The sequence below is a fragment of the Streptomyces sp. NPDC088246 genome (assembly GCF_044741025.1).
GTDB lineage: Bacteria > Actinomycetota > Actinomycetes > Streptomycetales > Streptomycetaceae > Streptomyces.
In genome coordinates this window covers 1-3,132 of the sequence record NZ_JBIURV010000148.1, presented here as the reverse complement: position 1 = coordinate 3,132, position 3,132 = coordinate 1, and the positions used below count along the sequence as shown (strand labels likewise).

The window sequence follows — 3,132 nt, the reverse complement described above, 5'->3', positions numbered from 1 at the left end:
CTCAACTGGGGGAGCTTTCGTGTGAACGCGGCGACGAAAAAGGCCGCCAGAGCGAACGTCGAGAGAGGGAAATACAGCAGTGCTGCTCCCTCCACACCGAGCGCGGGGCCGAACACGAGGGCTGCCACGGCCGGGAGGCCAGCGAGGGCGAACACTACGCCCAGCCCTCTTACTTCCCTGACTTCAGGGTCTGCTGCGGCGGGTAGTGCCTCCGGATCCAGGAGTGCGCCGTACGCGGCCTGAGACTGGCGGGCGGCCACTGTGAGGGCCATGGCGCCGAGCGCACGTGCTGTAGGTTCGCGGTTCTCCACCAGTTCGGAGAGTTTGTCGGTGAACGCGGTGCGGACTCTCCGGCCGTGTTCACGCAGCCGCCCGCGGTCGGCAATGTACTTGGCATGAATACCCGCAGCCGTTTTGGTGCTAGTTGTCACCGCGGTCACCAGCTCGGACACCTTCACGTGTACGTCGGTGAGCGCTTCGTTGCGCGTTCGGCCCGCCGGCGCGGAAGCGAGAGCGGCAAGTGCGGGGAGTGCTTCCAGAGCTTCGGTTACCACTTGGTCGCCGTCCTTGGCGTACCCCTTCTTCATCGCCTCACGTGTGTCGGAGAACCGCCGGAACGAAGAGGCGGCGAAGACCGCAATGCATACCACCGCGGCGCCTTGCGTCCCTTCGACCATCTGCTCAAGCTCTGCCTTCTGCCGTTTCTCTGCCGACAGCGGCTTGGTCCGCGGCGTCGTCTCCGGGGCCGTCACGGCAGACACGGCCACCAAGACCAGGAGGACATAGCCCACCACGGCCGACCGAATAAATGCAGTCGCGAGAACATCACTCATGACCACTAGACAGCTCTTCCACGCAGTACGGGAGGGCCGGACGTAGATCGCGTGGATGTCGTCCCAAGGCACCTCGTCCGTATGCCCGAGCACGAGGGCGGCGGTACGTGCCTTCTCGATCCGCTCGTCTGCCGCCGCGCTGTAGCGGGCCCGCAACCGGTCACGATAGCCGGGCAGAGGCGCGATGGTGGGGATACTCGGTGTTGTCAACAGCGTCCTCGTCTTCTTGCCTGGTCACCAGTAACACCGTGACTGTCGGGTCGGCCGGGTCGGCCCGGCCGTTCAGTGGCTGGTTTGTGTGATGTCGCTCGCGAGCTCGCCGAGGAGACTGAGCCACCTCCATCCCGGAACCGGAGAGCAGATCCGGCCTTCCTGTGTAGTGGGTGGGCGGTGGTGATATCGCCGGTTTGCCGGTGAGTGACGGTAAACCGATCTTCTGGCTGGATCCCTTGCGGACGAGCTGGGGATCACGCGGACGTCGTACTTGACGAGGTTCGGCGGGCGTGGGCGTGATGGTGGGCAGTCCGGCCCGCTCGGCTACACCCGCGTCCCGCCGCCAGCGTTCAGGCGTCGCAGGAGGTGCCGGGCGACGTTCTGGCGGCGCATCTGGCGGTAGGCGGCGTCGATGCGCTCCAGGTTGGTGTTCGACGGCCGGCGCTTCTCGTCCAGCCAGTGCGGCAGACCCTTCCAACTGTGCTGTATTCGAAGCTGTCGGTGGGTGGTACGGGCAGGGTGTCAGAGGCAGGCGCTACGGTGCGTGGTCGTGGACGCTTCTGATCTTGATTACCGGGCCCGGACACGGTCCGGCTGCATCCCGCCGGAGCTGGTCTCGCGGTTGCTCGAGCTCGGCCACGCCGAGGAGGTGGAGCGCCAGGCAGGCCGCGGGGAGTGGTTCTGCGCGTTGGAGTGGGCAAGAGTGCTCGGCGGGCAGGACCGGCAGGTCGAGGCGCTCGAGGTGCTCGACCCGTACCTGGCCACGGGCTGGTGGACAGCAGCCGCAGCCACGGCCGGGCTGCTGGAGGAATGGGGACGCGGTGAGGAGGCGGTCGCCCTCGCCCGCACGCACATGGCCTCGGCCCGCTCGTACGCTGAGACCGGGGGCGGGCTGACGCTGGCGTCGTTCGCGCGGCTGCTCGCCCGGAACGGCCTGGCCGACGAGGCGTTCGACCTGCTGCAGCCCCACATCGACGACTGGTCCCTCGCCAAGGCACTGATCGACGTCGCGCAAGGCGCCGGCCGCGACGAGGAGGCCGCCGGACTGCTCGCCGCCCGGATCCCGGCCGGGCACGAGTGCGACTCCCCGTGGTGTTGCCGCGGCCTGGAGCCCCACCTGGCAATCGGATTGCTCGCCACCGTCCACGAACGCCAGGACCGCGTCGAAGAGGCGGTCGCCCTGCTGTCCACCTGCCAGTTCACCTCACTCAACGGCCGTGACCAACTCGCCGACCTGTTCGCCCGGCACAACCGGATCGACGAGCTGCGCGCCTACGCGGACACCGAACCTCTCGGGTACGCCGCGCGGCGCCTTGCAGAGCTGCTCGAGGAGCGCGGCGACGTCGACGGCGCGATCACCGTCTACCGGCAAGCCAGCAAAGCGTCCATTCGCCGCGGCAACGCGGCAGTGGAACTCGCACGCCTCCTGGCACAACACGACCGTTACGACGACGCGATCGAGGTGATGCGTGCGCTTGCCGACGCCCCCGGCGGCGCGGAGGACTGGATCGTCGACGTGCTATGCACCCTGTACGCCGACCAGGGCCGCCCGCAGGACGCCCTGACCTGGCTCGACGACCTCAAGGCCCGTCGTGGCAAGGAGGAGTGGGAGCTGTTCTGGATCAGGCTCCCACTGATGGCCGCCTGCGGCCGGGTCGACGAGGCCGTCGAGCTGACCCGAGCCCACCCTGAGGGCACCACCTCGTATGCGGCGGAGCACGTCGCCACGCTGCTGGCCAATGCCGGGCGCACCGAGGACGCCGTCATCGTCCTCGAGCAGTACGCCCCCGCCAACACCAGCACCCTGGCCGGCTACCTCATCGACCTCGGCCGCATCAAGGACGCCCTGGCCCTCCTGCAGCACACAAACCCACCACCGCCCGCCGTACCGACGACACACCTGTGGATGGACGAGCCACCATTCTGAAGTCCTGCCTGGTACAGGGCTCCAAGCCGCTCGCCCGTCATCCGGGTCGGCAGCATCCGTGCGATGATGATCCGCGAGTAGCCCGAGACCATCACGAGCACGGGCGGCCGGCCCTGCTGCCCGTAACCGAGCGGGATATCGGCCGGCGGGAACCACAGG

General features: G+C 68.1%; 2 protein-coding genes. One reads left to right on the top strand and one right to left on the bottom strand.

From position 1 onward, the window contains the following. Positions 1 to 989: hypothetical protein (locus ACIPEK_RS46385; RefSeq protein WP_402009003.1), on the bottom strand; the 989-nt coding region annotated here is incomplete at its 3' end. A gap of 607 nt (positions 990 to 1,596) precedes the next feature. Between ACIPEK_RS46385 and ACIPEK_RS46380 the strand changes: the two genes are divergently transcribed. Further along, on the top strand, positions 1,597 to 2,973 hold the full coding sequence (locus ACIPEK_RS46380; RefSeq protein WP_402009000.1) for a hypothetical protein: 1,377 nt from the start codon (positions 1,597 to 1,599) through the stop codon (positions 2,971 to 2,973). Positions 2,974 to 3,132 lie beyond the last annotated feature (159 nt).